21 protein-coding genes are annotated in these 25049 nt (G+C 59.0%); 19 read left to right on the top strand and 2 right to left on the bottom strand.

Features of this window, described 5'->3' with window-relative positions:
- Positions 1-177 precede the first annotated feature (177 nt).
- From FHT86_RS07645 to lpxB, 18 genes are all read left to right on the top strand, one after another.
- Complete coding sequence (locus tag FHT86_RS07645; protein WP_133706253.1) at positions 178-1257, top strand: toxic anion resistance protein; 1080 nt, start codon at positions 178-180, stop codon at positions 1255-1257.
- Positions 1254-2837, top strand: a complete 1584-nt coding sequence (locus FHT86_RS07640) for a substrate-binding domain-containing protein (RefSeq protein ID WP_409527573.1) — start codon at positions 1254-1256, stop codon at positions 2835-2837. Before FHT86_RS07645 ends, FHT86_RS07640 begins: the two co-directional genes overlap by 4 nt.
- A gap of 7 nt (positions 2838-2844) precedes the next feature.
- Positions 2845-3462 (top strand): 5-bromo-4-chloroindolyl phosphate hydrolysis family protein, encoded by a 618-nt coding sequence (locus FHT86_RS07635; RefSeq protein ID WP_133707106.1) that lies wholly within the window; start codon positions 2845-2847, stop codon positions 3460-3462.
- On the top strand, positions 3462-4568 hold the full coding sequence (locus FHT86_RS07630; RefSeq protein WP_133706252.1) for a substrate-binding domain-containing protein: 1107 nt from the start codon (positions 3462-3464) through the stop codon (positions 4566-4568). Before FHT86_RS07635 ends, FHT86_RS07630 begins: the two co-directional genes overlap by 1 nt.
- 271 nt (positions 4569-4839) lie before the next feature.
- Positions 4840-6066, top strand: coding sequence for an MFS transporter (locus tag FHT86_RS07625; protein ID WP_210297597.1), 1227 nt, complete (start codon positions 4840-4842; stop codon positions 6064-6066).
- A 272-nt stretch (positions 6067-6338) separates the two neighbouring features.
- Complete coding sequence (gene rpsB / locus FHT86_RS07620) at positions 6339-7106, top strand: 30S ribosomal protein S2 (protein ID WP_133706250.1); 768 nt, start codon at positions 6339-6341, stop codon at positions 7104-7106.
- A gap of 273 nt (positions 7107-7379) precedes the next feature.
- Positions 7380-8306: a translation elongation factor Ts gene (tsf, locus tag FHT86_RS07615; RefSeq protein WP_133706249.1), complete on the top strand. Its 927-nt coding sequence runs from the start codon at positions 7380-7382 to the stop codon at positions 8304-8306.
- 134 nt (positions 8307-8440) lie between these two features.
- Entirely contained in the window at positions 8441-9160 is a 720-nt protein-coding gene (gene pyrH, locus FHT86_RS07610; RefSeq protein WP_133706248.1) for a UMP kinase, read from the top strand.
- A 56-nt stretch (positions 9161-9216) separates the two neighbouring features.
- A complete protein-coding gene (frr, locus tag FHT86_RS07605; protein WP_028755025.1) occupies positions 9217-9777 on the top strand; it encodes a ribosome recycling factor in 561 nt (186 codons plus the stop codon).
- Between the two features lie 107 nt (positions 9778-9884).
- Positions 9885-10631, top strand: a complete 747-nt coding sequence (locus FHT86_RS07600) for an isoprenyl transferase (RefSeq protein WP_133706247.1) — start codon at positions 9885-9887, stop codon at positions 10629-10631.
- Positions 10631-11464 (top strand): phosphatidate cytidylyltransferase, encoded by an 834-nt coding sequence (locus FHT86_RS07595; protein WP_133706246.1) that lies wholly within the window; start codon positions 10631-10633, stop codon positions 11462-11464. The genes FHT86_RS07600 and FHT86_RS07595 overlap by 1 nt, the downstream gene beginning before the upstream one ends.
- 24 nt (positions 11465-11488) lie before the next feature.
- Positions 11489-13162 (top strand): RIP metalloprotease RseP, encoded by a 1674-nt coding sequence (rseP, locus tag FHT86_RS38835; protein ID WP_133706245.1) that lies wholly within the window; start codon positions 11489-11491, stop codon positions 13160-13162.
- Between the two features lie 199 nt (positions 13163-13361).
- Complete coding sequence (gene bamA / locus FHT86_RS07585; protein ID WP_133706244.1) at positions 13362-15695, top strand: outer membrane protein assembly factor BamA; 2334 nt, start codon at positions 13362-13364, stop codon at positions 15693-15695.
- Between the two features lie 50 nt (positions 15696-15745).
- Entirely contained in the window at positions 15746-16813 is a 1068-nt protein-coding gene (lpxD, locus tag FHT86_RS07580; RefSeq protein ID WP_133706243.1) for a UDP-3-O-(3-hydroxymyristoyl)glucosamine N-acyltransferase, read from the top strand.
- Positions 16806-17279: a 3-hydroxyacyl-ACP dehydratase FabZ gene (gene fabZ / locus FHT86_RS07575; RefSeq protein WP_133706242.1), complete on the top strand. Its 474-nt coding sequence runs from the start codon at positions 16806-16808 to the stop codon at positions 17277-17279. Before lpxD ends, fabZ begins: the two co-directional genes overlap by 8 nt.
- A complete protein-coding gene (gene lpxA, locus FHT86_RS07570; protein WP_133706241.1) occupies positions 17276-18091 on the top strand; it encodes an acyl-ACP--UDP-N-acetylglucosamine O-acyltransferase in 816 nt (271 codons plus the stop codon). Before fabZ ends, lpxA begins: the two co-directional genes overlap by 4 nt.
- A 1-nt stretch (position 18092) precedes the next feature.
- A complete protein-coding gene (locus FHT86_RS07565; RefSeq protein ID WP_133706240.1) occupies positions 18093-18974 on the top strand; it encodes an LpxI family protein in 882 nt (293 codons plus the stop codon).
- Positions 18971-20152 (top strand): lipid-A-disaccharide synthase, encoded by a 1182-nt coding sequence (gene lpxB, locus FHT86_RS07560; RefSeq protein WP_133706239.1) that lies wholly within the window; start codon positions 18971-18973, stop codon positions 20150-20152. Before FHT86_RS07565 ends, lpxB begins: the two co-directional genes overlap by 4 nt.
- A gap of 30 nt (positions 20153-20182) precedes the next feature.
- On the opposite strand, the gene gltA is transcribed toward lpxB, so the two are convergent.
- Positions 20183-21472 carry a citrate synthase gene (gene gltA, locus FHT86_RS07555; RefSeq protein WP_133706238.1) on the bottom strand — a complete coding sequence of 430 codons (1290 nt, stop codon included), beginning with the start codon at positions 21470-21472 and terminating at the stop codon, positions 20183-20185.
- A gap of 279 nt (positions 21473-21751) precedes the next feature.
- On the opposite strand from gltA, the gene FHT86_RS07550 reads away from it, so the two are divergent.
- On the top strand, positions 21752-24211 hold the full coding sequence (locus tag FHT86_RS07550) for a ComEC/Rec2 family competence protein (protein WP_133706237.1): 2460 nt from the start codon (positions 21752-21754) through the stop codon (positions 24209-24211).
- On the opposite strand, the gene lexA is transcribed toward FHT86_RS07550, so the two are convergent.
- Positions 24192-24914, bottom strand: coding sequence for a transcriptional repressor LexA (gene lexA, locus FHT86_RS07545; protein ID WP_133706236.1), 723 nt, complete (start codon positions 24912-24914; stop codon positions 24192-24194). The two genes, FHT86_RS07550 and lexA, sit on opposite strands and share 20 nt — an antisense overlap.
- Positions 24915-25049: the final 135 nt, after the last annotated feature.

The raw sequence follows: 25049 nt of genomic DNA, 5'->3' as shown, positions 1-25049 counted from the left end.
TATCCGAAGTTTCACTATTCTGTGAAGCATTCGGCACGCGGTGGGTGAGTCTCATGTCCCGCTGCGCCGATCTGGAATTGTAGCGGGCCGTGCGGGCCGCGTCGCTTATTGTGGGAATAATCGGCAGGTGTTCCGCAGGCAGGTCCGTGTTGATAGACGAGAAAGCACGCACGACCTATGGCCAATACTGATCTCGCTCCGACCTCCAACTCCGCTTTGCCGGTTGTCACCGCCGATCCGGCAGAAATCGCCCGCATCGGCGATACCATAGATCTGACCGATCGCGCCGGCATTTCCGTCTATGGCGACCGGGCTCAGCAGTCCGTCTCCGATTATTCCGACAGGATTCTCCGTGAGGTCCGCAACCGGGATCTTGGCGAAGTCGGCAAGCTGCTGACGGATATCATCATCAAGTCGAAGAAGCTCGACCCGGCATCGCTGAAGGATGAGAGCTTCCTTTCCAAGATGTTCTCGTCGTTCAAGGCACGGCTGGAGCGCTTCAAGGAGGAGTTCGAGGATGTGGCCGGCCAGATCGACCGCATCGGGCTCGAGCTCGACCGCCACAAGGATACGCTGCGCCGCGACATCGCGCTTCTCGACGATCTCCACGAGGAGACGAAGCGGTCTATCCTGCAGCTCGACGCCTATGTCCAGGCTGGGAAGACCTTCGCAGAGCATTTTCGCAATGTCGAGTTGCCGAAGCTGAAGAACGCCGCCGACGCGGCCGCTGCCAATCCCGGCGGCGGCATGCTGGAGGCGCAGACTTATCAGGACAGCGTGCAGGCTCTCGACCGGCTTGAGAAGCGGGTGTTTTACCTGCAGCAGGCGCGCCAGCTCGGCATTCAACAATTGCCGCAGATCCGCATTGTGCAGGCAGGCGACGAGACGCTGATCGAGAATCTGCAGGCGACGTCGGCGCTGACGGTACCGGCGTGGAAGCAGAAGATGGTGATCCTGCTGGGACTGTCCCGACAGAAATCGGCGCTTGAGCTGCAGAAGACCGTCACCGACGCCACCAACGAGATGATCCGTCAGGCGTCCGAGATGATGAAGGATCAGGCGATTGCCATCGAACAGCAGTCACAACGCGGCATCATCGATATCGATACGCTCGCCGCCGCCAATCGCGACCTGATCGATACGATTGGCGGCGTTCTCAAGGTGCAGGAGGAGGGCCGCAGGAAGCGGGCCGAAGCCGAGCAGCAAATGGAGAAAATGACCGTTGAACTCAAGAAGGCGATGATCGAGGCGCGATGAGCGGCATGATGATCCGCACTTTCCTGACCGGCCTGGCGCTGACGGCTGCTCTCGCTTTGGCGGGCTGCAATGTCGGCGGCAAGGGTCCGAAGTTCTCGATCGTCTCCGGCTCGGAAAATACCGTTATCCAGCCCATCGTCGAAGAATTCTGCAAACAGAAGAGCGCGACCTGCAGCTTCACCTATGAAGGCACGCTGGATATCGGACTGGCGTTGCAGAGCGACAAAGGCGTCGAGCAGGATGTTGTCTGGCCGGCATCGAGTGTCTGGGTCGATATGTTCGACACCAAACGCCGCGTAAAGACGTTGACCTCGGTGGCGCAGACACCGGTCATCCTCGGCGTGCGCAAATCCAAGGCGCAGGCGCTTGGCTGGATCGGCAGGCCCGTGTTCATGAAGGACATATTGGCGGCAGTAAACAGCGGCTCGCTGAAATTTCTCATGACTTCGGCAACCCAGTCCAATTCGGGTGCCAGCGCCTATCTTGCCATGCTTTCCAGCGCGCTCGGCAACAAGCCCGTCATCGAACCGGGCGATCTCGACAAGCCGGACGTCCAGGGCGCCGTCAGGGCGCTGCTTGCGGGGGTCGAACGTTCATCGGGTTCCTCCGGCTGGCTTGCAGACCTCTATACGGATTCTGCCAGCAAGGGTACGCTCTACGACGCCATGTGGAACTATGAGGCGGTGCTGAAGGAGACAAATGACAAGCTCGTCGGCATGGGCAAGGAGCCGCTTTACGCGATCTATCCGGCCGACGGCGTGGCGATCGCGGATTCGCCGATCGGCTTTATCGATCACGGACGCGGGCCAGAGGTCGAGACCTTCTTCAACGAGCTTGTCGCCTATCTGCGTTCCGCACCCGTGCAGAAGCGCATTGCCGATACCGGCCGCCGCATTCCATTGGGAGATGTCGCGGCCAAAGCGGACCCGAATTGGAACTTCGATCCGACTCGGCTGGTGACGGCGATCCGCATGCCGGAGCCGGCCGTGATTCGCCAGGCGCTCGATCTCTACCAGGGCGCATTGCGTAAGCCGTCGCTGACGGCCCTTTGCCTCGATTTCTCCGGCTCCATGGCAGGCAAGGGCGAAAGTCAATTGCAGGCCGCCATGCAGTTTCTGTTCAATCCGGATGAAACCGGCAAGGTACTGGCGCAATGGACGCCGGCGGACCGCATCATGGTCATTCCTTTCGACAGTCGCGTGCGGACAACCCTTTCGGCGACAGGCGACCCGGCGCAACAGAAGAGCCTTGTCGACAAGGTGTCGCTGCAGCATGCAGATGGCGGCACTGACATGTATGCCTGCGCAAGCAGAGCACTTAGCCGCATGAAGGATACTCCAAACCTGTCGTCTTATCTGCCGGCGATCGTCATCATGACCGACGGAAAGTCTGATGATGCGAGCCGCGATTTTCTGAGCGAGTGGAAGGCAACCAATCCGCATGTGCCGGTCTTCGGCATCACCTTTGGCGATGCCGACAAGACACAGCTCGATGCCTTGGCCAAAGCGACATCGGCGCGGGTGTTCGATGGCAGGGATGACCTCGTCAGCGCGTTCCGTGCCGTGCGTGGTTACAATTAGGACTGCGATGCGCAACTGGTTCGGCAATGACTGGAATTGGATCGTGGCGGGACTCGCTGCCGCGATCGTTGTTCCTGTCTTGAGCTTCTTTGCCGGGATGCCGCTTTGGATTGCAGCCGTCATCGGCCTGCTGATCTTTGTCGGCCTTGTCTTTGCCCTGTCGCCGCGCCGGCTTTTCGAAGGTCTGGATGCCAAGACGATCGGCAAGGGACGACTTGATTTTGCACGCGATCTGTTGAGTGCGGCAGCACCTGCGGCGCAAAGGCTCGAAGCCTCGGCGGATCACATCACCAATAAGGAGACGGCAAAGCGTGTGCGGCATCTGGCCGAGATCGCTGCCGACGTCTTTGCCAAGGTAGAGGCGAGCCCGGAAAGCGCCGGCACGGTGCGGCGGTTCCTCAGCTATTACCTGCCGCGCGCGGCCGAGGTCGCCGAGGGTTTCGCCACCCTTGAGGCCAAACGCGTGCCCGACCAGAAACGATTGCAGGAAGTGGATCTGGTGCTCACCAAACTCGAGGACGCCTTCGTGCACTATTCGGATAGCCTCGTAGACGACAGGCTCGATACGCTAGACACAGAGCTGCGCCTGATACAGGCCTCGCTCAAAGAGGATATCAGACGCTGATGGCCATCTCCCGCCGTGCCTTTGGGGTAGGACTACTTGCTGCCGGCGTCGCCGGCACCGGCGGTTATTTTGCCGTGAAGGACAGGCCGGAGTTCCAGGGACTGCTCGGCAACCGCACGAAGCTCTTCGGGTTCATCGGCGGCGAGAAGGAGGCGTTCCTGGCTGACAATGATGTCGTCGGTGCTCTGCATGGCTATGGACTGGACATAGACAGCCGCGTGGCCGGCTCCGTCGAAATGGTGCGCGAGCAGGCGCTGCTGTCGCAGAGCCCAGCATTCCTCTGGCCATCGTCCTCCATCATGGTCGACATCGCCCGGCAGAGCGGCGTCAAGATCCGCAATGACCGCGTGGTCCTGAACACGCCGGTCGTCGTCTATACTTGGCAGCCGGTGGTCGATGGACTGACGAAAGCCGGGCTGGTCACCGTTACGTCGACGGGACAGCATCAGCTTGATCTCAAGGCGTTGCTCGATGCCGTTCTTGCGGGAACGAGCTGGTCCAAGCTCGGGGTCGACGCGCTCTACGGGCAGGCGCGCATCGTCTCGACCGATCCGAATCGCTCCAATTCCGGCTTCATGTTTGCGGGCCTTGTGCTCAGCCTGCTTGCCGGCAACGTCGCAACCGCTGCCGATCTCGCGCAGTTCGGCGACAAGGCGCAGACCATTTTCCGCAACATGGGCTTCAAGTCGCCATCTTCCGGCAAGCTTTTCGATCAATATCTGGCCGGCGGCCTCGGCGGCGAACCGATGATCGTCGGCTACGAGAATCAGTTGGTCGAATGGATCATCGCCGATCCCGAACGATGGAAGCGCGTTCAATCGAGTTCCACGGCGAAACCCGTGGTGCTCTATCCGCACCCCACCGTCTATTCCTCGCATCCCCTGATCGTCGTCGATGAGACCGCCAACCGGCTGATGGAAGCGCTGACAAGCTCGAGGCTGCAGGAGCTTGCCTGGACCAAACACGGCTTCCGCGGGCCGCTGGGCACAGCAACCGGAAATGCCGATAGTGCCATCGCAGGCCTCTTGCCGGCCGAGATCGATGCCGTGCTGCCGACGCCCGACGCCAATATTATGCTGGCGCTGCTCGATAAGCTGGCGAGCTAATAGCGGAGCATGCACTCCTCTTTTGATGCCGTACAACCGCATAGCAGTTCGATTGGTTACAATTGACCAGCGTGCGCCAAACGGCTAAATCGATGGTGTCGAAAAAGGCAAGCTTGGTCTCGGTAGGCCCAGGCACTTCCGGAAAACGGAAGCTCTCTTCCTTGCTTTTCCAGCATGAGAAACCCCGACGGACAGACGCAATCGCGTCTCACTCCGTCCGTGTGGTTGTCTTGTCGACATCTGCTCCGGGCGGCAGCTCAGGAGTAAAATGTTGTACAACGCCGTTTTACGCACGCCGCCGATTTGGAGGTCGCCGAAGGCCATTCTTGCTGTATCGGTCCTTTTTAATTTCGCGGGCTTTACACTGATCGGCCCGGTGGCGCCCTTTCTGGTTGCGCAGTTCGTTCCTCCAGTTCGCGTTGCCATCTCGGTAAGCGCGATTATGACCCTCTATGCGGTCTGCCAGCTTGTTGCTGCCCCTGTGCTCGGAGCTTTGAGCGACCGCCTGGGACGTAAACCAATTCTGATCGCGACGCTGTTCGGCTCGGCAACCGGCTACCTCGTCTTTGGCGTTGCCGGGTCTTTTTCCATGCTTCTCATCAGCCGCGCCATCGACGGGCTGACAGCCGGTAGCACTGGCGCTGTCTATGCCTATGTTGCCGATATCACCGAGCCGGAGGACCGCGGAAAGGTATTTGGTCTACTTGGCGCAGCCGGCGGCTTCGGCTTCCTGATGGGACCGGCTGTTGGCGGATTGCTCGGACAGATTTCCCTTTCTGCTCCAGCCTTCGTGGCGGCTGGCCTGGCAATTCTCAATTTGCTTTGGGTGTTCGTTGCACTGCCCGAAAGCAATGTGAAGCATGACCGTTCAGCTTCATTGACGCTGCATCATCTCAATCCCTTCAGCCCTCTTGCTTACGCACTGAGGCTACCATTGATAAAACTCGCGTTCGCCAGCGCCTTCCTGTTTTATCTTGCCGGCACCATGCTTCAGGTCAACATTGCGGTGTTCGCCAAGGATATATTGTCGTTCGAACCTGTCGGCATAGGACTTCTGCTGTGCACTGTCGGTGTGCTCGACATTTTTAGCCAGGGTTGGCTCGCACCAAGACTGCAGCATCGGCTGGGTGAGCGATTGACCGCTGTCGTTGGCCTCGCGATCAATGCTCTAGGGCTGATAATGGTGGCGACGACCGTTCATATCACGTCGTCACAGCTCTTGTTTGCCGCCATTGCGATTTTCACCTTGGGAGACGGATTTTACCAGCCATCGATGAGCGCCGTTATTTCCAACGCAGCACCCGGTGATCAACAGGGCCGTGTTCAAGGCGCCAATCAGGCTCAGCAGTCGATCGCCAGAATCGTAGGGCCGCTCGCAAGCGGCACCTTGTATCAATTGTCCGCAGGCGGACCATATATCGTCGGTGCCGGGGTGATCCTGATGTCGATGTGCTTTGCTGCTGTGCTTCAGGGGCAATCGAAATCAACGGGGAGGTAAGTCAGTTGGGGGCTGCGGTGACGATTCACCGTGGCGGTTTTGGCGGATATCGTCGATAAAGTCCTCAGACTTCCCCGGCTTCAAGGGGCAGGGTCCGCGCATTTTTTCCGCCCAAGCCTTGCATTCTCGGCAAATCGAATGTATGGGCAGCCGCATTCCACACGTAAGGCATGGGATTGTCCGGGAGAAATCCGGATCGTTCCGCCCGGTGGCATCTTCGAAGAAGATGCTGTTCGCCTTGCGGAGGTTCAACCGGAAAAGGAGTCAAAGGCATGGCATTGCCTGATTTTTCTATGCGTCAGCTTCTGGAAGCTGGTGTTCACTTCGGCCACCAGACGCATCGCTGGAACCCGAAGATGAAGCCGTACATCTTCGGCGATCGTAACAACATCCACATCATCGACCTTGCTCAGACGGTTCCGATGTTGAGCCGCGCCCTGCAGGTTGTCAGCGACACCGTTGCCCGTGGCGGCCGCGTTCTGTTCGTCGGCACCAAGCGTCAGGCGTCCGAACTGATCGCCGACAGCGCCAAGCGCTCGGCTCAGTACTACGTCAACGCCCGCTGGCTCGGCGGCATGATGACCAACTGGAAGACGATTTCGAACTCGATCCAGCGTCTGCGCAAGCTCGACGAAATCCTCAATGGCGACGCCCAGGGCTTCACCAAGAAGGAACGTCTGAACCTCGAGCGCGAGCGCGAAAAGCTGGACAAGGCTCTCGGCGGTATCCGCGATATGGGCGGCACCCCGGACCTGATGTTCATCATCGACACCAACAAGGAAAAGATCGCGATCGACGAAGCCAAGCGCCTTGGCATTCCGGTCGTCGCTATCATCGACTCGAACTGCGATCCGGACCTGATCGATTATCCGATTCCGGGCAACGACGACGCTTCGCGCGCCATCGCTCTGTACTGTGACCTGATCTCGCGCGCTGCCATCGACGGTATCGCTCGCCAGCAGAGCGCATCCGGCCGCGACCTCGGCGCTTCCGTTGAAGCTCCGATCGAGCCGACTCTGGTGGACGGCACCGAAGCCTGATCGCGCCCAAGGGCGGACGGAATCCAGTCCGCCCGAGCGTATTGACATCCGGGACAAGGCCGTTTGCGACTTCAAGGAGTTCGAGCGGCCTTGTTCTGTTTCAGGGAACGCATGGCCTGGGCGGTAGATCCAGGCATGTTCCAATCAAGAATTCCAGAGTATGACGCAGCTTCATAACGCTGTCATACTTACGGGTACATTTCGTCCCTCAAATCGGTGCCGCTTCTGCTCAAAACCGCACGCCGCACCGTATGAACCGACAAGAGGAAGCTTATGACCGAGATTACGGCTGCACTGGTGAAAGAACTGCGCGAAAAGTCTGGCGCAGGCATGATGGACTGCAAGAAGGCGCTGACCGAAACCAACGGCGATATCGAAGCCGCGATCGACTGGCTGCGCGCCAAGGGCATCTCCAAGGCTGACAAGAAGTCCGGCCGCACCGCCGCTGAAGGCTTGGTCGCCATTGCCGGCGCCGGTCACAAGGCCGTTGTCGTCGAGCTCAATTCCGAAACCGACTTCGTTGCCCGTAACGATGCTTTCCAGGAACTCGCTCGCGGCGTCGCCGAAGTTGCGCTGTCCACCAACGGCACGGTCGAAGCCATTTCGGCTGCGACCTATCCCGCATCCGGCAAGCCAGTCGCCGACACTATCAAGGACGCGATCGCAACCATCGGCGAGAACATGACGCTTCGTCGTGCGGCCAAGCTGGAGGTCGAGCACGGCGTCGTGGCGACCTACATCCACAACGCTGCCGGCGACGGTATCGGCAAGCTCGGCGTTCTGGTTGCCCTGAAGTCGGTCGGTGACAAGGCCGTTCTGACGTCGATCGGCCGCCAGGTTGCCATGCACATTGCTGCTACCAACCCGCTGGCTATCCGCGCCGAAGAAGTCGATGCCGCAGTCGCCGAGCGCGAACGCAACGTCTTCATCGAGCAGTCCCGCGAATCCGGCAAGCCGGAAGCCATCATCGAAAAGATGGTGGAAGGCCGCATGCGCAAGTTCTTCGAGGAAGTCGCTCTTCTCTCGCAGGCCTTCGTCATCAACCCGGACCTGACGGTCGCTGCTGCCATCAAGGAAGCTGAAAAGACCGCCGGCGCCCCGATCGAAGTCGTCGGCATGGCCCGTCTGCTCCTCGGCGAAGGCGTCGAGAAGGAAGAGAGCGACTTCGCCGCCGAAGTTGCGGCTGTCGCCAAGGGCTGATCAGGGAAAAGAAATCATATCCCGGATTGGTGAAACCATATCAGGGAAAACCTCAGGGCATCGCGTGACAACGCGGTGCCCTTCGTGTATCCGGCTTTCACAATCATCCCCCGCGATCACTTCAAGGAGCCACGATGTCTCAGCCGATCTACAAGCGCGTACTGCTCAAAGCCTCCGGCGAAGCCCTCATGGGTAGCCAGGGGTTCGGTATCGACGTCACCGTCTCGGACCGGATTGCATCTGACATTGCAGAAGCGCGCGCGATGGGTGTCGAAGTCGGCGTCGTCGTCGGCGGCGGCAATATATTCCGCGGCGTTGCCGTTGCCTCCAAGGGAGGAGACCGCGTTACCGGCGACCACATGGGCATGCTCGGGACCGTCATAAACGCGCTGGCATTGGCCACCTCGCTGCGCAAGCTGAATATCGACACCGTCGTGCTTTCCGCCATCTCCATGCCGGAAATCTGCGAGAGTTTTTCGCAGCGCGCCACGCTCTACCATCTCTCGCTTGGCCGTGTGGTGATCTTTGCCGGCGGCACCGGCAATCCCTTCTTCACCACCGATTCCGCCGCAGCACTGCGTGCCGCCGAAATGGGCGCCGAAGCGATCTTCAAGGGCACGCAGGTCGATGGCATCTATTCCGCCGATCCGAAGAAGTTCCCGGACGCTGAGCGTTTCGAACATCTAACCCATAGCCAGGTGCTCGAAAAAGGACTCGCGGTCATGGATGTGGCCGCCGTAGCGCTTGCGCGGGAAAATTCAATCCCGATCATCGTCTTTTCAATTCATGAAAAGGGCGGCTTCGCGGAAATCTTGACCGGCGGCGGCCACAAGACCATCGTATCAGACAACTGACGTTCCTGTGGCACCGGCCCTTCCCGGTGCCGCCTACTACACGGGAGTAAAAACACATGAGTGAAGGCACCGACCTCAAAGAACTGAAGCGCCGCATGGACGGCGCCATTGCGGCATTCAAGAGCGACATCGCCTCGCTGCGCACTGGGCGTGCGTCCGCCAACATTCTCGATCCGGTTACGGTTGAAGCCTATGGCTCGCGCATGCCGCTGAACCAAGTCGCCAACATCACCGTGCCCGAGCCGCGTATGCTGACCGTCTCTGTTTGGGACAAGTCGATGGTCGGGGCTGTGGAGCGGTCGATCCGCGAATCCAATCTCGGCCTCAATCCGATCGTCGATGGACAAAATCTGCGCATCCCGTTGCCGGAGCTCAACGAGGAGCGCCGTCGCTCGCTGGTCAAGGTTGCCCATGAATATGCCGAGAAGGCAAAGGTGGCGATTCGCCATGTCCGCCGTGACGGCATGGACGGTCTCAAAAAGGCCGAAAAGGACGGTGTAATCGGTCAGGATGAAAGCCGCGCCCAGTCCGAGCGTGTGCAGAAGATGACGGACGATACGATTTCGGACATCGACCGCTTGCTAGCCGACAAAGAAAAGGAAATCATGCAGGTCTGATTGCATACTAGAGCATCCCGCTTTCGATCAGGAAACATTGAAAGCGGTGAGGGTGCACTAGATTTATGAGCCTAGAGCATTTTCCTGCCGAACGAAACCGGATCCATATGTCAGCTCCCACGTTCTCTGCCATACCCGAACACGTTGCCATCATCATGGATGGCAACGGGCGATGGGCCAATGCGCGCGGCCTGCCGCGCACCATGGGCCATCGTAAGGGTGTTGAGGCGGTGCGCGAGACGGTGAGAGCTGCCGGTGATGTCGGCGTAAAATACTTGACGCTCTTCGCCTTCTCCTCAGAGAACTGGCGCCGTCCCGAAACCGAGGTGAGCGATCTTCTTGGTTTGCTCAAAGCCTTCATCCGGCGGGATCTTGCTGAACTGCATCGCCAGAATGTCCGCATTCGGGTGATCGGCGATCGCAATAATTTGCGCAGCGATATCCTGCCGTTGTTGATCGAGGCAGAAGAGACCACCAGGGACAATACCGCCCTGACATTGGTTATCGCTTTCAATTATGGCTCGCGCGACGAGATAACTCGCGCCGTTGTCGGTCTGGCAAAGGACGTCGAAGCGGGACGGCTGCGGCCGCAGGATATCCGCCCCGAATTGATCGATGCACGACTGGATACTGCCGGAATTCCCGATCCCGATCTCATCATCCGGACCAGTGGCGAGGAGCGGTTGTCGAACTTTCTGCTCTGGCAGGCCGCCTATTCAGAATTCATGTTCATGCCGGAATATTGGCCGGACTTTAGCCGCGACCTCTTTTTCTCCGCGCTGGAAAAATATGCCGCGCGTGATCGGCGGTTTGGCGGCCTTTCCGCCAAGCAGGCTGCGGCCGTGGGGTCCTGATGAGTCGTGAACTCAGGCTGCGCATTATTTCCGGCATCATCCTTGCCGCGGTCGTTCTCGTCGCGACCTGGTATGGCGGCTTGAGCTTTCGTATCCTGGCGGCAGCGATCGGCCTGCTCGTCTATTATGAATGGTCGACAATTTCAGATCTGCATGGCCGCGATCCTCAGGGCAATGCGCTGGGCTGGCTGGGCCTGGTGCTGATAGCCGGCGCGACACTGATGGAGGAATCGGTCTATTCGCTGGAAATATTGGTCGTCTTCGTTGCGATTACGGCGATCATGGTCGCTACGCGCCACAAGAGCTGGTGGCTGCCTGGCGGAATATTCTATGCGGGATTGACGGCCATAGCGCTTGCCGAGATCCGCGACGACGATCTGCGCGGCTTCGTGCTGATGCTGTTCATCTTCGCCACGGTATGGGCGACGGATATTTTCGCCTTTTTCGTCGGCCGCGCCATCGGTGGGGCAAAGCTTGCACCGCGCATATCGCCCGGCAAAACCTGGTCTGGTGCAATCGGCGGTGCTATCGCCGCCGTGATCGCCGGGACGGCTGTTGTCTGGAGCTTTTTTTCCGCGGATGGTTTATGGATTCCAGCGCTCGCGCTGGTGCTGTCAATCTGCAGCCAGATTGGCGATTTATTCGAGTCTTTCATCAAACGCCGTTTCGGAGTCAAAGACTCCAGCCACCTGATTCCCGGTCATGGCGGCGTCATGGATCGGGTCGATGGACTAATTTTTGCTTGTTTTGCGGCGTTTTTGTTAGCTATCGTAATATCGCTGACAATGAGCGGCGAGACTATGTCATTGGGCGGTGTTCTGCTCGGTGTCTGAAATCAACGCGAACAGGATCGTTGTATGAGTAGCGCGGCAGGCATCATCGGCTTCTTGACGAACAACGTCATCACGTTTGTTTTCGTGCTGTCATTGCTCGTTTTCGTGCACGAGATGGGTCATTATCTGGTCGGGCGTTGGTCCGGCATCCGCATCATGGCCTTTTCGATCGGTTTCGGTCCGGAAATCGCCGGCTTTACCGATCGCCATGGTACGCGCTGGAAACTGTCGATCATTCCGCTCGGCGGCTATGTCCGTTTCTTCGGCGACGAGGACGCCTCCAGCAAGACCGACGTCGATCAACTCTCGGCCATGACCGAGGAGGAGCGCGCCCGATCCTTTGCCGGCGCCAAGCTCTGGAAGCGGGCCGCGACCGTTGCGGCCGGTCCAATCGCCAATTTCATTCTCGCCATCGTAATCTTCGCCGTCCTCTTCAGCGTCTATGGCCGCACCGTCGCTGATCCGATCGTCGCCATGGTTACGCGCGGCGGTGCTGCTGCTGAAGCGGGGATTGAATCCGGCGACCGTCTCGTTGCCATCGATGGTAACAAGGTGACGACTTTCGACGAAGTGCAGCGCTATGTCGGCTTGCGGCCCGGTCGCAATATCGTGCTGACCGTCGAACGCGACGGCCAGAAGCGCGACTTCAGCATCGTGCCGAAACTCGTGGAAGACACAGATCAGTTCGGCAACAAGATGGAGATGGGCCGCATCGGCATCGCGCTCGTCGATCCGCTGGTAACGGCGGTTGAGCCGGCTGGACCGGCCGCCCGGGCGGGCGTGCAGACCGGCGACCGACTGATCGCCATCGACGGCAACAATGTCGCGACCTACTATGACATCGCCCGCTATGTCACCGATCGCCCCGGCAAGAGCGTCGTCTTGACAGTCGAACGTAATGGCCAGACGCGTGATCTTCCGATGGTGCCGGAAACCCTGACAGCGACCGACGCTTCCGGAAACAAGAAGGATGTCGGCAGCATCGGCATTTCGCCGGTCGACCCGCTCGTCGCCTCGATCGCACCGGACAGCCCGGCGGAAGAAGCGGGTATCGCGCTTGGCGATCGTATCCTGTCTGTAGACGGGCGCGCGATCGCTTCCATCGGTGAAGTCCAGCGTTATGTTGCCTCCCGTCCGGACAAGACCGTGGCGCTGTCCGTCGAGCGGAGCGGCGTGACACGTGACGTCCAGGTGGTTCCGAAGAAGACCGAAGAGCCCGATGCCTTCGGCAACGAGATGGAGATCAGCAGCATCGGGATTACCGACGGCCAGAAGCCCATCAAGCTCCGTTATGAGGCATATGGTCCATTGCAGGCGCTGAGCGAAGGCATCAAGCAGACCGGTAATATTGTTTCCGGCACCTTCGAATATCTCGGCAATGTCATCGGCGGTTACATGAAGGCGGATCAGCTTGGCGGCCCCATCCGGGTTGCGCAGCTTTCCGGACAGATGGCAACCCTGGGTTTTTCGGCGGTGCTCCAATTCGCCGCCATACTTTCTGTTTCCATAGGGTTATTAAATTTGATGCCGGTGCCGGTACTTGATGGCGGGCACCTGATGTTCTATGCGATTGAAGCCGTAAGGGGAAAACCGCTGGGTGCTCGGGCACAGGACATCGCTTTCCGGATTGGTTTTGCGATGGTGCTGTCACTCATGGTGTTTGCGACCTGGAACGACATCAGCTCCAGGATAGGCTGATGAAGCAGTATAGAGGAAATTACGATTTATTTACGATGTTTCAAAGCTGTAGTGGCCAATGAGCCACGCTTTGAAATGAAGTAAACAGAAATTAACTTGCTCCCTTGCTTGTATGTCAAAAGCGGGTAAAACGACACACGTGGCCGGAATCGGGTTCGCTCGGAGCTGGGGACGACTGATAAAAAGGTAAGAAGTGAAAATGAAGGCTGGTTCAAGATTTTTGAACGCAGTGTCGGCGGTAGCGCTGTCTGCTGGTGTTGTTGCGTCGGGCGCTGGTGTTATCACCCTTGCTTCTGCTTCAGTCGCAGAAGCCGCTGTCATACAGCGGATCGATGTCAGGGGAGCTGAACGCGTTGGTGCAGAGGCAGTCCGCGACAATATTACAATCAAGCCCGGCAAGAACTTCTCGCCCGCTGACATCGACAATTCGGTAAAGCAGCTTTATGCCACCGGATACTTCTCCGATGTACACGTGACCGTCTCCGGCAGCACGCTGGTCATTTCCGTCAAGGAAAACCTGCTGATCAACGCTGTGGTCTTCAACGGCAACCACAAGATCAAGGACGACAAGCTGCAGGGCATCGTCCAGACCCATGCTGCAGGTCCTTATAGCGACACCCAGGTCCAGGCCGACATCAAGACCATCAAGGACGCCTACGCCGTGATTGGTCGTAACGACGTCCAGGTGACGACGCAGACCGTTCCGGTCGCGCAGGGGCGCATCAACGTGGCCTTCGTCATCAACGAAGGTGACCGCACCAAGATCGACAAGATCAATTTCTCGGGCAACCAGGCTTACAGCAGCGGCCGTCTTGCTTCGGTGATCAGCACCAAGCGGACGAACTTCTTGTCGTTCCTGACCCGCAAGGACGTCTATAGCGCCGAACGCCAGCAGGCGGACCAGGATGCGCTGCGTCAGTTCTATTACAATCATGGTTATGCCGACTTCCGTATCGTCAGTGCCGATGCGACGCTGAACGAGCAGAACAACGAATACACGCTGAACTTCAACGTCGACGAAGGTCCGCGCTATACCTATGGCGACATCAACGTCGTTTCGACGGTTGAGGGCGTCAACGCAGATGACTTGAAGAGCCTGGTCATCACTCACAAGGGTGATGTCTATAGCGCCAAGGACATCCAGACCTCGATCGAAAACATTTCCAAGCGCGTCGCTGCGGCCGGCTATCCGTTCGCCCGCATCACGCCGCGCGGCAACCGTGACCTGACCGGCCACACGATCGGTATCGAATATCTGGTCGATCAGGGCGAGCGCGCTTATGTCGAGCGTATCGAGATCCGCGGTAACACCCGCACGCGCGATTACGTCATTCGCCGCGAGTTCGACCTCAACGAAGGCGACGCTTTCAACCAGGAAATGATCACCCGCGCCAAGCGTCGTCTCGACGCGCTCGGTTACTTCACCAAGGTTGATATCACCACCGCTCAGGGCAGCGCTCCGGACCGCGTAGTCGTTATCGTCAACGTCGAAGACCAGCCGACCGGTTCGTTCGGTATTGGCGCCGGTTATGCTGTCGGCAACAATGGCGGTCTGCTGCTGGAAGCTTCGGTCGAAGAAAAGAACTTCCTCGGTCGTGGCCAGTACATCCGTATCGCTGCAGGTGCCGGCACGGAAGGCAACCGCACATACAACATCTCGTTCACCGAGCCCTATTTCCTCGGCTATCGTCTGGCTGCCGGCTTCGACATCTTCAGGAACCAGACCTCGAGCGACGATTTCTACGACTATTCGGAAGAAGGCTTCTCGCTGCGCGTTACCGCGCCGATCACAGAGAACTTCGCAACGACGCTGCGTTACAACTATAAGCGTCTCCAGTATGACGGAACCGGTGACTGGCAGAACAATCTGTCTGCTCCGTACATAAACCTTGTGGAGAATAGCCCCTGGGTTCAGTCGACGGTTTCGCAGACCTTCACCTACAACACGCTGGACGACCAGAACCTGCCGCGTGAAGGTATCATCGCCAAGTTCACGCATGAATATGCGGGTCTGGGCGGCGACTCCGACTTCTACAAGCTGAGCGGCAAGGCGCGTTACTATAAGATGATCAGTGACGAAGCCGACATCATCGGCTCGCTGACGGTCGGCGCCGGTTATGTCATGCCGACAGGCGATCATCTGAACGTCTTCGATCAGTTCACGCTTGGTGGCCGCGAAATCCGCGGCTTCGAGAACGCTGGTATTGGTCCGCGTTCGTCGCATGGCGATGCGCTGGGCGGCACGACTTACTTCACGGCTTCGGCTGAAGCGAGCATGCCGATGCCGGGCGTTCCGCAGGATATCGGTCTGCGCCTCGCAGCCTTTGCTGATGCGGGTACGCTCTACGGCAATCAGGCGGAACTCTTCGGTGACGTATTGCACGACAGCAGCGCGATCCGTGCCTCGCTGGGTGCGGGCCTGATTTGGTCGTCGCCCTTCGGCGTCATCCGTGTTGACTATGCTGTGCCGGTTCTCAAGCAAGACTTCGACAAGACTGAGAATTTCCGGTTTGGCATTGCCAACCAGTTCTGATATCGGCAGCCCAGAACTGCGGGCTTAACACCGTTCTGGAGCTGGTGCTTATGGAACATATCGGTTTTTTCCCGCCCCATGATGGCGTCAGCCTCCGTGCGCTGGCCGAGCATCTTGGGGCGGAGCTTGTTGATGAGGCCTTTGCCGGCGTCGTCATCAAGTCCATCGCTCCCGTCTACCGGGCCGGCGAAGGCGATGTTTGTTATATTCTTTCCCGGAAGAATCGAGCGGAACTGGAGACCTGTCGGGCTTCGGCGATCATTTGTTTGCCGGCGCTGAAGTCTTTCGTTCCAGCGCATATCCCGATTCTCCTTTCCAGAAAGCCGCATACGGATTTCGCGATGGCGGGTGCCTTGCTGCATCCGCAAGCCATGCGTCCGGTTGCGCTGACATCGACGCCGACGCTGATTTCGCCGGCCGCCTTCATCGATCCGACTGCAAAGCTTGAAGCGGATGTTTGCGTGGAGCCGTGTGCAGTCATCGGACCGGGCGCTGAGATCGGCGAGGGGACACGTATTGGTGCCGGTGCCATGATCGGACCGGGCGTCAAGATCGGACGCAATTGCACGATCAGTGGCGGCGCCAGTGTGCTTTGCTCCTATCTCGGTAACGGCGTCATCATCCACAATGGCGCGCGCATCGGCCAGGACGGTTTTGGCTATGCGCCGGGGCCGCGCGGCATGGTGAAGATCGTGCAGATCGGCCGCGTCATCATTCAGGATAATGTCGAGATTGGCGCTAATACCACGATCGATCGCGGCACCATGGATGACACAGTCATCGGCGAGGGTACTAAGATCGACAATCAGGTGCAGATCGGACATAACGTCCGTATCGGCCGCCATTGCGCCATCGTCAGTCAGGTCGGCATAGCCGGCAGCACGGTGATTGGTGACGGTGTGCAGATCGGCGGTCAGGCCGGCCTGAATGGTCATATCCATATCGGCGACGGTGTTCAGATCGGCGCCAAGAGCGGTGTGATGAATAGCATTCCGGCGGGCGAGCGCTATGCAGGCCTTCCGGCACGGCCTTTGTGGGATTTTCTGAGAGAGTCGGCGGAGATCGCAAAACGGTCAGGAGCCAGGGAAAAGAAGGACGGGAGTGCGGAGCATGACTGAAGAAGCCAAGACGTCGCTGTCGACGGCGGACGTCATCGAAATCATGAAGCTTTTGCCGCATCGCTATCCTTTCCTGATGGTCGATAAGATCATTGAGATCGACAGCGATAATTCCGCGATCGGTATCAAGAACGTCACGGCGAACGAGCCGCAGTTTACTGGCCATTTTCCGGGATCGCCGATCATGCCAGGCGTTCTGTTGATCGAGGGCATGGCGCAGACGGCAGGCGCAATCTGCGCCCGCAAGGATGGCATCGGCGGCAATCTCGTCTACTTCATGACGATCGATAATGCGCGCTTCCGCAAGCCGGTCGTGCCTGGCGACCGTGTTGAATTTCATGTCGTCAAGCTGAAGCAGCGCGGCACGATCTGGAAGTTCCACTGCGACGCCAAGGTCGATGGTTCGCTGGTTGCCGAGGCCGATATCGGCGCGATGATCGTACGGAAGGACCAAGAGCAGGCATGAGCAGCATCGCAAAAAGCGCGCGCATTCACAAGCTCGCGGTTGTTGAGGACGGAGCGGTCATCGGCGAGAATGTCGTCGTTGGTCCGTTCTGCCATATCGGCCCCAAGGTCGTGTTGCATGATGCTGTCCAGCTACTGACGCATGTGGTCGTGACTGGCCGGACGACGATCGGCAAGGGCACGAAGATATTCCCCATGGCAGTCGTCGGCGGCGATCCGCAGAGCGTTCATCACGGCGGCGAAGAGACAACGCTTGATGTCGGCGAGAATTGCACGATCCGCGAAGGTGTAACGATCAATACCGGTACGGCCGACTACGGCGGCAAGACCATCGTCGGCAATAACAATCTGTTCCTTGCCAATTCGCACGTCGCCCATGATTGCCGCGTCGGCAACAATGTCATCATGTCGAATAATGTCATGCTGGCCGGGCATGTCACCGTCGAGGACCGCGCCATCCTCGGCGGCGGCTGCGCAGTGCACCAGTTTACCCGCATCGGCCGTCAAGCCTTCATCGGCGGCCTTTCGGCCGCGAGCTATGACGTCATTCCCTATGGCATGCTGAACGGAAATCCAGGTGTGCTCTCGGGACTCAACGTTGTCGGCATGGCCCGCGCGGGAATTGAGCGCTCGGTCATCCATATGGTTCGCCGTGCCTATAAAAGCATTTTCGAAGGCGAAGGTTCGATCCGCGACAATGCGGCAGCGATCCGCGATGAATATGCCGATTGCAAGGAAGTGATGGAGATCCTCGATTTCATCGCTGCCGACAGCGACCGTGCGTTGTCGTCGCCCAATCGCGGTAAGGGCTAAGGTGGCCGCGAGCGGTCAATACCATAGGGGCAGGCTGGCGATCATCGCAGGCAGCGGCTTTTTGCCGGCCTATGTTGCCGATGCCGCCCGACAGGCAGGCGAAAATCCCGTTATCATTGCACTGACGGACGAAGCGGACCGCGACTGGTCCGCGTTCGATCATGCCAATCTCGGTGTCGGCAATTTTGCCGGCCTCGAGGCGATGTTCCGCCGCTATGGTGTGGACCGGGTCGTAATGTCCGGCGGCGTCGCACGCCGCCCGGCTTGGCGCGATGTGCGCCCGACCTGGCGCGTGATCAAGGAGTTGCCGTCGACCATCCGAACCCTCCTTTCCGGCGGTGACAATGCCGTGCTGCAGATGGTGATCCGTTTGATCGAGGCTGGAGGTGTCCGCGTCGTCGGCGCGCATGAGATCGCACCGGATCTGCTGGCGACCACCGGGCCGCTGGGACGGCTCTCTCCTTCGGAAGAGGACCTGCGCGATATCGCGCAAGGTGCGAAGGCGGCCGATGCCCTGGGGTTGTTGGATGTCGGGCAGGGAGCCGTCAGCGTCGGTGGGCGCGTCGTAGCGCTGGAGGGCGCCGAGGGCACGGACAAGATGATCGAGCGTGTCGCGAGTTTGCGGGCCGAGGGGCGCATATCGACGCGTCGCCGCGGCGTGCTGGTCAAGCTCTGCAAACCGCAGCAGGATGTGCGGGCCGACTTACCGTCGATCGGCGTCTCGACCGTGTTGAACGCCAAGAAGGCTGGCCTTGCCGGCGTAGCTGTCGAGGCGGGCAGGGCGCTGGTGCTGGAGCGTGAGGCGCTCATTGCAGCTGCCGACGAGGCTGGCCTTTTCGTCTGCGGCATCGACCGCGGCCTCAGTGCGGAGGGCTTTATGTGAGCGGTGCGCCGTTGAAACTCGCTGTCGTCGCCGGTGAAGTCTCCGGCGACTTGCTCGGCGGCGATCTCGTCGCGGCATTGAAGCAGCGCTACGACGGCACCGTGGAATTGATCGGAGTCGGTGGCGACGCGTTGGAAGCGCAGGGCTTGCGCTCGCTGTTTGATTATTCCGAACTGTCGATTATGGGTTTTGCGCAGGTCATCAAGCGGTTGCCGAAACTGCTCGCCCGCATCCGTCAGACGGCGGACGCTATCATCGCGGCCAAGCCTGACGTGCTTCTGATCATCGACAGCCCGGATTTCACCCACCGCGTCGCCAAAAAGGTGCGCGCGGCGCTGCCGGACCTGCCGGTCGTCAATTATGTTTGCCCGAGCGTCTGGGCATGGAAGGAATATCGCGCGCAGAAAATGCTCGCCTATGTCGATCATGTTCTCGCAATCCTGCCGTTCGAGCCGGCGGCTATGCAGCGCCTAGGGGGCCCTGCTACGACCTATGTCGGCCACCGCCTGACCGTGGATCCGAGCCTGGTCGAGACCCGCAGCCAGCGGGGGCTTCGCGTTCTCAGCGCGCCGGATAGCGAGAAGACGATCCTGCTTCTTCCCGGTTCGCGCTCCTCGGAAATTCGTCAGCTTTTGCCGGTTTTCGAGCAGGCGGTGCTGGAGCTTAGCCGGCGAAGCGATCGCGTTCGATACCTGCTGCCGACCGTCCCTCGGCAGGAGGCGTTGGTGCGTTCTCTCCTTGAAAATTGGAGCGTCAAGCCGGATGTCTTCGTAGGCCAGGATGCCAAATGGAAGGCCTTTACGGAAGCAGACGCAGCGATGGCGGCTTCCGGCACCGTAATCCTGGAACTCGGGCTTGCTGGTGTTCCCGTTGTTTCGACCTATAAGACCGAGTGGCTTGCCCGGTTCGTAATGTCGCGCATCAAGACCTGGACAGCGGCTTTGCCGAACCTGATTGCGGATTATGCTGTTGTGCCCGAGCTGATCAACGATGTGCTGCGGCCCGGTCTACTGGCGCGCTACATGGAGCGGCTGTCGAACGACACGCCGGAGCTGGTTGCCATGCTTCAGGGCTATGATCTGGTTTGGCAACGGATGCAGACCAAAGAGCCGCCTGGCGAAAAGGCGGCGGCGATTGTTCTCGATGTCTTGTCCAACAAAAAACCCGGCCATTTCTGACCGGGTTTTTTGTTGTCTTGTTTTTCCGGCTTAGCGCTTGGAAACCGGAACGTATTCGCGCGGCGGTTCGCCGGTGTAGAGCTGGCGCGGGCGGCCGATACGCTGTTCCGGATCTTCGATCATCTCGTTCCACTGTGCGATCCAGCCGACGGTGCGGGCGAGAGCGAACAGCACGGTGAACATGGTGGTGGGGAAGCCCAGAGCCTTCAGCGTAATGCCGGAATAGAAGTCGACATTCGGGTAAAGCTTCTTCTCGATGAAATATTCATCGGTCAATGCGATGCGCTCGAGTTCGATCGCGATGTCGAGCAGCGGATCGTCCTTGATGCCGAGTTCGCCGAGAACTTCGTGGGCCGTCTTCTGCATGATCTTGGCGCGCGGATCGTAGTTCTTGTAGACGCGGTGGCCGAAGCCCATCAGGCGGAACGGATCATTCTTGTCCTTGGCGCGGGCAATATATTCCGGAATGCGATCGACCGTGCCGATTTCCGTCAGCATGTTCAGCGCAGCTTCATTGGCGCCGCCATGGGCCGGGCCCCAGAGGCATGCAATGCCGGCAGCGATGCAAGCGAACGGATTGGCGCCGGAAGAGCCGGCAAGGCGAACCGTCGAGGTCGAAGCGTTCTGCTCGTGATCGGCATGCAGGATGAAGATGCGGTCCATGGCGCGGGCAAGCACCGGGTTGACCACATATTCCTCGCAGGGCACGGCAAAGCACATACGCAGGAAATTCGACGCGTAGTCGAGATCGTTCTTCGGGTAAACGAAGGGCTGGCCGATATGGTATTTGTAGGCCATGGCGGCGAGCGTCGGCATCTTCGCGATCATGCGCAGGCTCGCGACCATTCGCTGGTGCGGATCAGTGATGTCGGTGGAGTCGTGATAGAAAGCCGACAGAGCGCCAACGCAGCCGCACATGACGGCCATCGGATGCGCATCGCGGCGGAAGCCGGTGAAGAAGCGAGACATCTGCTCATGCACCATGGTGTGGTGCACGACGCGATAGTCGAAGTCTTTCTTCTGGGCTGCGGTCGGCAATTCGCCGTAGAGCAGCAGGTAGCAGACTTCCAGGAAATCGCCGTGTTCGGCTAGCTGTTCGATCGGATAACCGCGATGGAGCAGAACGCCTTCGTCGCCGTCAATAAAGGTGATGCTGGACTCGCACGACGCGGTCGAAGTGAAGCCAGGATCGTAGGTAAAAGTGGAGGTGTTCTTATAAAGGGCACCAATATCAATGACACTCGGGCCGATGGTTCCGGATTTCACCGGCAAGTCCACCGTCTTTTCGCCCCAAGTTAGTTTCGCGCTTTGTTCCGTCATGCTGATCCTCCAAGATTTGGCGGGATTGACGCCTTAAAAAGCGCCAAAAGGTTAAGCGACTAACGACTAGCTATATGATCCAGAGCCTAATGCCAAGTTATCCTTACGCCTATTTGTGCATTGCAGTATCAACTTTTGGGCACTGCGGTAGGCCGATGTGCTCAGCTGATATGCGGATTAGCGTCATTTATTGACGATTGGGCCGATTTCAGTTGAATTCACCGGACGGTGACGGCAAAAATCCCGCTATAGCTGCAGTTTTGCGTGGGCGCGGGGCGTATGCCTAATTTAGAGGCACCGGATCAGCAGGCGGATAGCCGGGATTTTGCTGCGGTTGCCGAGCGCGACCGCGGCATGGACACTGATATTTTTCGTGTCAAAGTGACGCAGCCGGAGCGGACGCAGGATCAAGCCGCGCTTGTGGCGCGCGTTCGTCTTGCTGCGGGCAGCATCGGGCTCAGCATTTACCATTTGGTCGAAGAAGAGGCGGCGCATGGTCGCGCAGTCCTCTTTGCACCGGTCTATATCGGCGCCGGCGCGATCATTTGGTTTGAGGCCGGCGCCGATCCGCCATCGCAGACCGTTTTTGCTGCTCTTCTTATCTTCGCGGTTGGCTTTTTCCTCAAGCGGGAGGCGGGGCGAGCGCTGCGGCATTTGTTGTTTGCTGGCATGCTGCTGTGCTCCGGCATGGCCTTGGCGCAATGCGAAACCTGGCGCGCATCAACCACAATGCTCGACTCGGCGGTGACCACCACCATCACCGGGCGGATCGAACGGCGCGAGGCCGATGACAAGGGGCGTTGGCGCTATGTCGTGGCCCTGGAGTCAACTGAAAAACCGGCCATTCGGCGACCGCCGGAGCGGGTTACCATTTTTGTGCGCAAGCAGCCGCAGCCCTTCGAACTTGGCGACCGCATCCAAGGCAGGGCGCGGCTGACGCCGCCGGCCGGCCCCGCCTTGCCCGGTCTCAACGATTTTGCCTTCAGCGCCTATTTCGACGGTATCGGCGCGAACGGCTTTGCCTACGGAACGCCGACGCTAGTATCACCGGCTGGTGATATTACTGGAGGATCGGTTCTCGACAGGGCGGATATCTGGCTTGCGGGCTTACGCAGCAGCATCGGCGACAGAATTAGGACACTTCTGCCTGGCGATACCGGCGCCTTTGCGGCCTCGCTTGTCACCGATGAGAGACGTGCAATCTCGGAGGATACGACCGAAGCGCTGCGGACCTCGGGTCTTGCGCATATCATCGCCATCTCAGGTCTGAATATGGCGCTCTCGGCGGGTATCTTCTATGTCGGTCTGCGTTACGCCCTCAGCCTGTTTTTCGGCATGGCACAGGCTTGGCCAACCAAGAAGATCGCAGCTTTCGGCGCGCTGGTCACGGTGACGGCCTACTATCTCATTTCCGGTTTCGGCGTCTCGGCGGAACGCGCTTTTATCATGATGGCGATCATGCTGGTCGCCGTGCTTTTCGACCGGCCGTCCATCAGTCTCCGCAACGTGGCGCTGTCGGCGATCGTCATCCTCATTCTGTCGCCGTCGCAAGTACTCGGACCAAGTTTCCAGATGTCCTACGCAGCGACCCTGGCATTGGTGTCCGGTTATTCGCTCTGGACAAGGAGACCGCATCGGGAGAGCGTGCTGTCCCAGTTCCAAATCATGCGTCCGTTGCTCTTCGTCTCACGTTTCTTCGGAGGCATATTGTCGACCTCCTTTATCGGCGGCTTGTCGACGGCGATCTTCTCGATAGAGCATTTTCACCGGTTGGCGACATATGGCCTCGTCGCCAATCTGGCGGCTATGCCAGTCGTCTCCTTTATTGTCATGCCGTTTGGCATGGCGGCGACGTTGTTGATGCCATTTGGCCTTGATGCCTTCTTTTGGCAGATTACCGGCGCGGGACTTGACGTCGTCATCGTCATTGCCAAAACGGTCGCCGCCTGGGGCGGCAATATTCCCTTCGGCCGACTGCCGGTCTGGTTGTTCCCGATGGTTATAGCCGGCTTCTTGCTGATGACGTTGTTGAGGACGTGGCTGCGACACGCGGGTGCGCTTCTGATCCTCGCTTCGGTCGCAGTCGTGGCGCTCAGCCCCGATGTCCGAAAACCTGACCTGATGATTTCAGAAGACGGTACGCTGGTTGCATTGCTGCGAAATGGTGCGTTGACGACCAATCGCGAAAAGCCGCCCGATTTCATCTTCGAGCAGTGGCAAAGAGCACTCGCGATCACCCAGCAGCAACCGCCGACGATACTTCCGCCGGATAGTCAGCTACCCAAGATCAGCAAGTCAGACATCCATCGTCGCCTGAGTTCCGACGAACAGACCGCCGTACGAAAGGCAATGGATGCGGCACTGGACAATGCTGGGCAGGGTGGCTTTGCGTGCCAGAAGCGGGCGTGGTGCGTGGCGATGCTGGACAACGGCGACATGCTCGTCACCATCGAAGACGCTGCCTATCTCGCTCCGGCCTGCGACACCGCCAATATTGTCGTCATCCCCGTGCGGCTGCGTCTCGATCGCTGCCGCTCCGGGGCAACGCTTTTTACAGGTGCAACGCTACGCCGGACAGGCTCTATCGAAATAGACCTCAGCGCCGATAAACCGATCACAAGGAATGCGTTTCAAACTCTGACACGGCCATGGAATTTGCACCGCGCCTATGATTGGCGAACGGGCACGTTCGGAGCGCTGATTGCTCCAGTGTCACCAGTCAGTGATAGCGGCGAATGAGGCCGACGAGCTTACCCTGCACCTTCACGCGATCCGGTCCGAAGATGCGGGTCTCGTAAGCCGGGTTCGCAGCTTCAAGCGCGATCGAGGCGCCCTTGCGGCGGAAGCGCTTTAGTGTCGCCTCTTCATCATCGACAAGAGCGACCACGATATCGCCGGGGTTAGCGGTCGTGGCGTTGCGGATAATGACAGTGTCGCCGTCAAAGATGCCGGCATCGATCATCGAGTCGCCCTTGACCTCGAGCGCATAGTGCTCGCCGGAGCCAAGCATGTCGGCGGGAACGGTGATGTCGTGGGTATTGTTCTGGATAGCCGAGATCGGTACACCGGCGGCAATGCGACCCATGACCGGTACAGAAACGGAACTGTTGTTCTCATCATGCACGGGCTTGGCGGGAGCAGGCGGCGGCACCAGTTGCGGCTTGCCAAGGCTGCCCTCGATGACACTCGGCGAAAAGCCGCGGCGCGGCTGCAGGCTCGGGCTATAGGCCTCTGGCAGCTTGATGACCTCCAGTGCCCGGGCCCGGTTTGGGAGGCGGCGTATGAAGCCACGCTCTTCCAAAGCGGTGATCAGACGGTGGATGCCGGATTTGGATGCAAGGTCCAGCGCATCCTTCATTTCATCGAAAGATGGCGGAACACCAGACTCCTTCATTCGTTCGTGAATGAAGAGAAGCAGTTCCTGCTGCTTGCGCGTCAACATCGTCTTGGAACCCCAGAATTGAGAGAAACGTCGTGAAACAAATCCAGAACGGACACTATATGTTCCATATGTGTTCCGCAAGCCCTTAAATTTCGGTGAACGTTTTGTAGGCGCATCAAATAAATAAGAACATAA

Origin of the sequence: Rhizobium sp. BK313 (assembly GCF_014193655.1) — a bacterium.
In the GTDB taxonomy this organism is placed as follows: domain Bacteria; phylum Pseudomonadota; class Alphaproteobacteria; order Rhizobiales; family Rhizobiaceae; genus Rhizobium.
This window is presented reverse-complemented; position numbering and strand designations above follow the sequence as displayed.

What these genes read in the sequence shown, in the direction of transcription:
- FHT86_RS07600 (WP_133706247.1), top strand. Translation starts at nt 9,885, where the DNA reads ATGTCAGCTCCCACGTTCTCTGCCATACCCGAACACGTTGCCATCATC.
- FHT86_RS07630 (WP_133706252.1), top strand. Translation starts at nt 3,462, where the DNA reads ATGGCCATCTCCCGCCGTGCCTTTGGGGTAGGACTACTTGCTGCCGGC.
- FHT86_RS07595 (WP_133706246.1), top strand. Translation starts at nt 10,631, where the DNA reads ATGAGTCGTGAACTCAGGCTGCGCATTATTTCCGGCATCATCCTTGCC.
- pyrH (WP_133706248.1), top strand. Translation starts at nt 8,441, where the DNA reads ATGTCTCAGCCGATCTACAAGCGCGTACTGCTCAAAGCCTCCGGCGAA.
- lexA (WP_133706236.1), bottom strand. Translation starts at nt 24,914, where the DNA reads ATGTTGACGCGCAAGCAGCAGGAACTGCTTCTCTTCATTCACGAACGA.
- FHT86_RS07645 (WP_133706253.1), top strand. Translation starts at nt 178, where the DNA reads ATGGCCAATACTGATCTCGCTCCGACCTCCAACTCCGCTTTGCCGGTT.
- lpxA (WP_133706241.1), top strand. Translation starts at nt 17,276, where the DNA reads ATGAGCAGCATCGCAAAAAGCGCGCGCATTCACAAGCTCGCGGTTGTT.
- FHT86_RS07640 (WP_409527573.1), top strand. Translation starts at nt 1,254, where the DNA reads ATGAGCGGCATGATGATCCGCACTTTCCTGACCGGCCTGGCGCTGACG.
- rpsB (WP_133706250.1), top strand. Translation starts at nt 6,339, where the DNA reads ATGGCATTGCCTGATTTTTCTATGCGTCAGCTTCTGGAAGCTGGTGTT.
- rseP (WP_133706245.1), top strand. Translation starts at nt 11,489, where the DNA reads ATGAGTAGCGCGGCAGGCATCATCGGCTTCTTGACGAACAACGTCATC.
- gltA (WP_133706238.1), bottom strand. Translation starts at nt 21,472, where the DNA reads ATGACGGAACAAAGCGCGAAACTAACTTGGGGCGAAAAGACGGTGGAC.
- tsf (WP_133706249.1), top strand. Translation starts at nt 7,380, where the DNA reads ATGACCGAGATTACGGCTGCACTGGTGAAAGAACTGCGCGAAAAGTCT.
- FHT86_RS07550 (WP_133706237.1), top strand. Translation starts at nt 21,752, where the DNA reads ATGCCTAATTTAGAGGCACCGGATCAGCAGGCGGATAGCCGGGATTTT.
- bamA (WP_133706244.1), top strand. Translation starts at nt 13,362, where the DNA reads ATGAAGGCTGGTTCAAGATTTTTGAACGCAGTGTCGGCGGTAGCGCTG.
- frr (WP_028755025.1), top strand. Translation starts at nt 9,217, where the DNA reads ATGAGTGAAGGCACCGACCTCAAAGAACTGAAGCGCCGCATGGACGGC.
- lpxD (WP_133706243.1), top strand. Translation starts at nt 15,746, where the DNA reads ATGGAACATATCGGTTTTTTCCCGCCCCATGATGGCGTCAGCCTCCGT.
- FHT86_RS07635 (WP_133707106.1), top strand. Translation starts at nt 2,845, where the DNA reads ATGCGCAACTGGTTCGGCAATGACTGGAATTGGATCGTGGCGGGACTC.
- fabZ (WP_133706242.1), top strand. Translation starts at nt 16,806, where the DNA reads ATGACTGAAGAAGCCAAGACGTCGCTGTCGACGGCGGACGTCATCGAA.